6 protein-coding genes (1 of these 6 only partly in view) are annotated in these 6,805 nt (G+C 70.5%); all 6 read left to right on the top strand.

Annotated features, from left to right (window positions below; translation table 11 throughout):
• Positions 1 to 347: the final stretch of a phosphopyruvate hydratase gene (eno, locus tag FrCorBMG51_RS00905; RefSeq protein ID WP_047221233.1), read on the top strand. Its footprint begins 970 nt before the window's first position; the window shows 347 of its 1,317 coding nt (coding positions 971-1,317); its start codon lies beyond the left edge, outside the window; it ends in the stop codon at positions 345 to 347.
• Positions 348 to 352: 5 nt separating this feature from the next.
• Positions 353 to 670, top strand: coding sequence for an FtsB family cell division protein (locus FrCorBMG51_RS00900; RefSeq protein WP_076842272.1), 318 nt, complete (start codon positions 353 to 355; stop codon positions 668 to 670).
• 161 nt (positions 671 to 831) lie between these two features.
• Complete coding sequence (locus tag FrCorBMG51_RS00895; protein WP_083730762.1) at positions 832 to 1,656, top strand: DUF501 domain-containing protein; 825 nt, start codon at positions 832 to 834, stop codon at positions 1,654 to 1,656.
• Complete coding sequence (locus FrCorBMG51_RS00890) at positions 1,653 to 2,675, top strand: Ppx/GppA phosphatase family protein (RefSeq protein ID WP_047221231.1); 1,023 nt, start codon at positions 1,653 to 1,655, stop codon at positions 2,673 to 2,675. Before FrCorBMG51_RS00895 ends, FrCorBMG51_RS00890 begins: the two co-directional genes overlap by 4 nt.
• 821 nt (positions 2,676 to 3,496) lie before the next feature.
• Entirely contained in the window at positions 3,497 to 4,351 is an 855-nt protein-coding gene (locus tag FrCorBMG51_RS00885; RefSeq protein WP_047221289.1) for a uracil-DNA glycosylase, read from the top strand.
• A 123-nt stretch (positions 4,352 to 4,474) separates the two neighbouring features.
• Positions 4,475 to 5,974, top strand: coding sequence for an NAD(P)/FAD-dependent oxidoreductase (locus FrCorBMG51_RS00880; RefSeq protein ID WP_047221230.1), 1,500 nt, complete (start codon positions 4,475 to 4,477; stop codon positions 5,972 to 5,974).
• Positions 5,975 to 6,805: the final 831 nt, after the last annotated feature.

Raw genomic sequence — 6,805 nt, 5'->3', positions numbered from 1 at the left:
CCAACCCGCAGCGGCTCGCCCGTGGCATCGCTGAGAAGGCCGGCAACGCCCTGCTCGTCAAGGTCAACCAGATTGGCACGCTTACCGAGACCCTGGACGCGGTGTCGCTCGCGCACCGTAACGGCTACCGCTCCATGATCTCCCACCGGTCCGGTGAGACCGAGGACACCACCATCTCCGACCTCGCGGTCGCCCTCGACGCCGGGCAGATCAAGACCGGCGCGCCGGCCCGCAGCGAGCGGGTCGCCAAGTACAACCAGCTGCTGCGCATCGAGGACGAGCTCGACGACGCCGCCCGATATGCCGGGGCGGGGGCCTTTCCCCGCTTTTCACCGACAGCCGGGTGACACCGGTGGCGCGCCGCACCCCGTTCACCACCCGAATGACCCTGCTGCTGGTGGTGATCTGCGTGCTCGTGCTGACCCTGGCCTATCCGCTGCGGCTCTATCTGCGGCAGCGCAGCCAGATCGACGAGCTCGCGGCGCACAACGCCGAACAACGCGAACGGGTGGAGGCGCTGAAGACCAAGGTGGCCGGCTACGACGATCCGGCGTGGGCCCAGGACGAGGCCCGGGTCAGGCTGCACTACACCCGGCCCGGGGAGAAGGTCTATCTGGTGCCGGCAACGTCGGTCACCCCGACCCCGACTCCCTCGGCCACCGCGCGATGACCGCTCGTCGGGGTGCCGGCGTGCCCGGCATGGCCGTCACCGGCTCGACAGACACCATCGGCGGCCCGGCAGGCGCTGGCTCAGCAGGCGCCGGCCCGGCAGGCGCTGTTGGCGCGCTGCCCGGCACGGCCACCGGCCCTGGCGCGGCAGCTGGTTCCGGGATGGCAACTGGTTCTGGCGCGGCCGCCGGATCCGGCCCTGCCACTGGTTCTGACACGACCATTGGCCCTGATACGCCTGCCAGGGCCAACCGGGCTACCGAGACAGGCCGGGCTACCGAGGCAGGTACGGCCGTCGAGGTTGTCGAGGTTGTCGCGCGGCAGCTCGGCCGGCGGCCGCGGGCGATGCACCGGGTCGCCCACCGGTGTTCCTGCGGCCTGCCGGACGTCGTCGAGACCTGGCCGAGGCTGGCCGACGGGACGCCGTTTCCCACCCTGTACTACCTGACCTGCCCGCGGGCGGCGTCGGCGATCGGGCGGCTGGAGGCGTCCGGCCTGATGCGGGAGATGACCGAGCGGCTCGCCACCGACCGTGACAGCGATCTCTCCCGCCGTTATCAGGCGGCACACCGCGACTACCTGGCCCGCCGGGACGCCCTGGCCGAGTTGCCCGGCGCGCCGAGCGCGGGCGGCATGCCAGCCAGGGTGAAGTGCCTGCACGTGCTGGTCGCCCACAGCCTGGCCGCCGGCCCGGGGGTGAACCCGTTCGGTGACGAGGCACTGGCCCTGCTGCCGGACTGGGGCGCCCGCGGCCCGTGCGTGGCCGCCGACCCGTGCACCTTCGCGCGGGACGCCACCTCCGGACGGGACGCGGGCCCTGGACGGGATGCCGGCCTCGGCCGGGAGCACGCCTCCCGGCCGGAGAGCGGCTCCGGCCGGGAAGACGACGGTGGGCTTACCAGGCACGGCGGCGACGCGAACCATCAGCACCCGGGTAACGGCTCCGGCCAGGAAGACGGCGGCGGACGAAAAGGAAGATCGTCGTGACCCGGGTGGCGGCCATCGACTGCGGCACCAACTCGATCCGGTTGCTCGTCGCCGAGACAGCGAGCGGTGCCGACGCCAGCCCCACGCCGGACGGCCGTCCGGACCCCGTCGCGGATCATGCTAGCGGCGCGGGCCGCGCGAGTGACAGGCAGGCGGTCGCCGCCACCCCACGGCTGCGGGACCTGACTCGTCGCATGGAGATCGTCCGGCTGGGCGCCGGCGTCGACCGCACCGGCGAGCTGTCCCCCGAGGCGCTGGAGCGGACGTTCGCGGCGCTGCGCGAATACGCCGCGGAGATCGACCGGCTTGGCGCGTCCCGGGTGCGGATGGTCGCCACCAGCGCGACCAGGGACGCCCGCAACCGGGACGTCCTGGTAGCCGGGGTCCGCGCGATCCTCGGTGTCGAGCCGGAGGTGATCACCGGTGACGAGGAGGCCGCGCTGTCCTACGCCGGTGCCACCGGCGAGCTGCGCGGCCATCCCGAGCCGTTCGTCGTGGCCGACATCGGCGGTGGGTCGACCGAGCTGGTCCTCGGGGACGCGGCCCGGGTGCACGCGGCGAAGTCGGTGAACGTCGGCTGCGTGCGGCTGGCCGAACGGCATCTGCACGACGACCCGCCCGCGCCCGCGCAGCTGGCCGCGGTGGTTGCCGACGCCCACGCCGCGTTCGACCTGGCCGAGCGGACCGTGGCCATCCGCTCGGCCGCGACCCTCATCGGGGTTGCCGGGACGGTGACGACGGTGGCCGCCCTCGCCGCGGACCTGCCCGGCTACGACCCCGACCGGATTCACCTTTCCGTGACGTCGGTGTCGGACGTCGCCGCGGTGGCCGACCGGTTGGCGGCGATGTCGCATGCGCAACGGGCGGCCCTCCCGGTGATGCACCCCGGCCGGGTGGACGTGATCGTCGCTGGGGCTCTGGTGCTGCGGACGCTTCTCGAGCGGGTCGGAGCGACCAGCGTGATCGCCAGCGAGCACGACATCCTCGACGGCATCGCCCTGTCACTGCTCGTCCCGTGACCGTCCCGGTCCCTCCCGAGGCTCCCGTGTCTTCTAGTTTCTAGTAATGCCCGCGGNNCGTGCCCGAGGTTCCCGTCGCCGGGCGATCGCCGTGGCGTCGTCGACGCCAACCGCCCCGCTCCCCGCCCGAGGCTCCCGCCCTGCTCAGTCTCCCCACCCCTGGTCCCACGCCTTCCGCACACTCCCGCCTCCGCGCACCCTCCCCACCCCCACCCGCACCCACCTCCACCCTCACCCCCGCACCCGCATCCACTCCCGCACCTTTTAATGATCAAAATAACGAGGGGGCAAGTGGCTGTCAGGGCAACCACTTGTCCCCTCGTTCGCGTGATTCGCGAATTTTTGAGGAGAGCGTCAGGGGATCTTGCTTGGCGTTCTTCGGTAAGGACACGACCTGCGGAAACGCTTGAATGTCGCCGTCCGCCACACCTCTGCTCGGACAGCCCCTCCGAAGTGTCCGAAGGATGTGGATCCAGCGCTGTCATGACAGCACTGGATCCACATCCTTGCCTGCGGGCTGCCGTGCGTTTCGGGGTGGAGCCGTGTCGACTGGGTGAGGGGCTAGGCTGCTGGGCGCGATGGGTGAGCTTCGGGGTGGGGTGCGTTCCTTCGACGCCGCGACCGGTGGTGCCGTCGGTGATGCTGCCGGCTGTGGCGCCGCCGATGACGGTGCCGGAGGTGAGGTCATCGGCCCCGCTGGTGCCGCTGGTGGCGAGGGCGGTTCCGCTGGTGGCGAGGGCGATGCCGGGAATGGCGACGACCGGCGTCCGGTCGCGCCGGGGTCTGGTTGGCCGGGGGATCCCGCCTCGGCGACGACCCCGGTGGCGGTCACGCCAGGTGATGTCGGTCGGCTCGCCGCCTCTGCGGACGACACCGTCGAGCTCGACGCCAGGATGTCGGTGTGCCGGGCCTGCCCGCGGCTGGTCGGCTGGCGGGAGGAGGTCGCCCAGTTGCGGCGGGCCGCTTTCGCGCGGGAGCGTTACTGGGGACGGCCGGTGCCGTCGTTCGGCCCCGCGGACGCCCGGGTGCTCGTTGTCGGTCTGGCACCGGCGGCGCACGGCGGCAACCGCACCGGACGGATCTTTACCGGCGACCGCAGTGGTGACTGGCTGTTTGCCTCCCTGCACCGGGTCGGGCTTGCGCGGTTGCCGACGTCGCTGTCGGCCGGTGACGGTCAGCGTCTGATCTCCACCCGCATCGTGGCCGCGGTGCGCTGCGCCCCACCGGCGAACAAGCCGACCACGCTGGAACGGGATGCCTGCCGGGGATGGCTGATCCGCGATCTTGAGTTGTTGCGGCCGACGCTGCGCGCGATCGTCGTGCTCGGCGGGTTCGCCTGGACGGCGCTGTGGCCCGCCCTGGGGCGGGCCGGTCATCCGGTGCCGTCGCCACGGCCGGCGTTCGGGCACGGCCGTCGGGTCGTCCTCGCGGATGTTCCCACGGTGGGCCCCGCGAGTTCACCAGCCGGCCCGGCGCGGCGAGCCGCCTCCACAGAAGCCGTCACTGAACGAGATATCGCTGGACGGGGCGTCACCGAACATCGTGCGGGGCTGGTTGTCTTCGGCTGCTACCATCCCAGCCAGCAGAACACGTTCACCGGGCGGGTCACCGCCGAGATGATCGACGCTGTGCTCGGTGCCGCGGCGGAGGTAAGTGGCGCGGTCAGTGATAAATAACTGAACCGTTGTCGATGTACACGTCACCGAGTTGATCTCCGCGTGTTGTACGTCACGTGAGTCCGTCGTCCACCGGCGCCGTATCTGGGGGCATGGTCGCGTGGTGGCGGGTACCTTTTTTGTATGAGCTTTGGACAACCTCCGCACATCCTTGTTGTGGGTGGCGGTTACGTCGGTATGTACACGGCTTTGCGTCTTCAGCGTCGCCTTCGTCAGGGCGAGGCGACCGTGACGGTGGTCGAGCCCAACTCGTACATGACATATCAGCCGTTTCTTCCCGAAGCGGCGGCGGGAAACCTCGAGCCACGACACGTTGTCGTGCCACTACGTAGGGTGCTGAATGGTTGCCGTGTGGTCAGCGGTAGCGTGACCGGGATCAATCATGCCCAGCGTGTCGCCTATATCGCGCCAAATCAGGGCGCGCCACATGATCTCCATTATGACATTCTGGTCGCCTGTCCGGGGTCGATCGCCCGGACGCTGCCCATCCCGGGCCTCGCGGAGCGGGGTATCGGCTTCAAGAGCGTGGCCGAGGCGATCCACATCCGGAACAAGGTCATCGAACGAATGGACGCCGCCGCGTCCAGCACCGACCCGCAGCTTCGGCGCCGCGCGCTGACATTTGTATTCATCGGTGGCGGGTTCGCGGGTATCGAGGCGATAGCCGAGCTCGAGGATATGGCCCGGGACGCCTGCAAGTTCTATCCCGAACTGTCGCCGTCGGACATGCGCTGGGTGATGGTGGAGGCAAGCGGGCGGGTGCTGCCGGAGGTTTCGCCGGCGATGGGCCTGTATACGTTGAAGCAGCTTGAGCACCGCGGTATCGAGATGAAAATCAATACCCGGGTAAAAAGTCTTGCCGACGGTCATGTGGTGCTCGACAGCGGTGAGGAGTTCGACGCCGAGACCATCGTCTGGACCGCCGGGGTCAAGGCCCATCCGCTGCTCGCCAACACCGATCTCCCACTCGACGACCGGGGCCGGATCAGGGCGACCGCTTTTCTCCAGGTGGACGGCGTCGAGCAGGCGTGGACGGCGGGTGACTGCGCCGCGGTACCCGACCTCACCAAGGGTGAGGGTGCGACTACCAGTCCTTCCGCTCAGCACGCCGTCCGCCAGGCCAAGGTGCTGGCGGACAACATTCTCGCCGATCTCCGCGCTGAGCCGATCGCGCCGTACGAGCACAAGTACGCCGGGAGCGTCGCGTCGCTCGGCCTGCACAAGGGCGTGGCCGACGTGTACGGGATGAAGCTGCGTGGCTGGCCCGCGTGGCTGATGCACCGTACCTACCACCTCAGCCGGGTGCCGACCTTCAACCGCAAGGCGCGGGTGCTCGCTGACTGGACGCTGTCGCTGTTCTTCCGGCGGGAGATTGTCTCGCTGGGATCCTTCGCCGACCCCCGGGCGAGCTTCCGCGCGGCCGCGACCCCGCCGGGCGCTCCGGCAGTGGCGGCGCCTGGGTCGGCTGCCCAGCAGCCCGCGCTTGCCGGGAAGCCGGCGGGACGGGCGGAGGCGACAGGACAGACGGAGACGAACGGTTCCGCCGGAGCCGCCCGCAAGTCGCCCGCGCCCGCCAGGACCGCGGGGCCGGCCAAGACCCCCGGGGGAACACCGCTGGCCTGACCGGGAACGACCGAGGGCAGGAGAGGGCAGGATCAATGGGCTCGTGACGTACGGTCACCTAAAGTTCTTCGTTACTTCCCGTATGTCACTGTCCGCCGTATCGTCGCCGTATCGTCACCACCCGCGGTATCGCGCCGGGGCGGCGCAGGCCCCCGGCCGTGGGAGCGCAGGCTCCCGGCCGTGGTGGCGGGGCTCCCCGGTCACGGCGGTATCCCGGGCGGCCCGTGAACCGGTCGGCAGCGTGTCCGGCGGTGGGCCTGCCCGGCCGCGACGGTACGGATCCCCGGCCGCGGGAGCGGCTGCTCTCGCTTGGGGCAGCTGGATCGCCGGCGTTGGCGAGGTGGGTTCCGGTTACGGCGCCCGGGTGCCGCGGCCCACCGGGCCGGCACTCATGCACTCCCGCGGGTACGGCGAATGCAGCGGATATGGATGTCGCCGGCTGCTTCCGGTGGCCGTTCGCCGCCGTCTTGTGACCTGTCCGCCCGGGCATCACCAACTGACTGAACACGCGGGCCGCCGTTGTTCTCGCCCCGGGGACAGGACATGCCATCTGACTTGTGATCATCTAATTTGTGATGTTTTAATATTGAATGCCCGCCGTAGGTCACTATGGCGGGCATTTCCATGAGCGGGTGTCCTGCGCGGCCACCGTCCGGCGAGCGAGCATCGACCACCGGGGACGCGGGGACCGTGAGCGCCGCGCAGCCCGGCTGTCGGGGTGTTCCCGCGGGCGGCGCGGCGGACGTTGGCGTGGGCGCCGCGCGGCCCGGCTGCTGGCCGGGAGCACCGCTGTCGTCCGGTTGACCGTCGGCGAGACAGGAAAGCGAGTCC

The organism is Protofrankia coriariae, assembly GCF_001017755.1.
Taxonomy (GTDB): Bacteria; Actinomycetota; Actinomycetes; order Frankiales; family Frankiaceae; genus Protofrankia; species Protofrankia coriariae.
This window is presented reverse-complemented; position numbering and strand designations above follow the sequence as displayed.

Bases quoted from the DNA above. Each gene is read 5' to 3' on its own strand.
- FrCorBMG51_RS00895 (WP_083730762.1), top strand. From the start codon at position 832: ATGGCAACTGGTTCTGGCGCGGCCGCCGGATCCGGCCCTGCCACTGGT.
- FrCorBMG51_RS00880 (WP_047221230.1), top strand. From the start codon at position 4,475: ATGAGCTTTGGACAACCTCCGCACATCCTTGTTGTGGGTGGCGGTTAC.